This window comes from Vibrio sp. 1249-1, from assembly GCF_033340495.1.
In genome coordinates, this window is the sequence record NZ_JAWOWJ010001148.1 from 1 (window position 1) to 524 (window position 524).

Sequence of the window (524 nt, forward strand, 5' to 3'; positions counted from 1 at the left end):
GTGTGACCGCCACCTTGAATCATAAAACCGTCGATAACGCGGTGGAAAATCGTGCCGTTGTAGAAGCCATCTTCACAGTATTTTTTGAAGTTTTTTGAGCTTACTGGCGCTCGTTCCAAGTTCAGTTCAATTTCGATGTCACCGAAATTGGTGGTCATAATAATCATGTCGATTTGCCCTTGTGGGTGCTAAGTTGGCGGCATTATAGCGAAGTCGTTTCTAGGCCGTAACAAAAACAGCGACGTCATGGCGTCGCTGTTTTTATTTGTCGGTTAGCCTGTTAGATTAAACCGTGAAACGACCAACCAAGTCGTAGAGCTCGTTGGCTTTGTGATTGAGGTTTTGGCTTCCCGAGCGGTTTTGGTTGGCAAGGCTTGCCGATTGACTACTTTGCTGCGAAATGACCTCAACACGTTGAGAGATTTCTTGTCCCACTTGGCTCTGTTCTTCGGTTGCAGTGGCGATCAGCGTGTTCATGTCCATAATGTTGGCAATCGCTGCTTGAATGTCTTGCAACGCAACCG

The 524-nt window shown here is 46.9% G+C and carries 1 protein-coding gene and 1 pseudogene; both read right to left on the reverse strand.

From position 1 onward, the window contains the following. The coding region (locus R7Z50_RS30960; protein WP_318150210.1) for a peptidylprolyl isomerase at nt 1-167 on the reverse strand (167 nt) is incomplete at its 3' end. 118 nt (nt 168-285) lie between these two features. Then, nucleotides 286-524 (reverse strand): annotated as a pseudogene (locus R7Z50_RS30965) (chemotaxis protein); the annotation flags it as partial.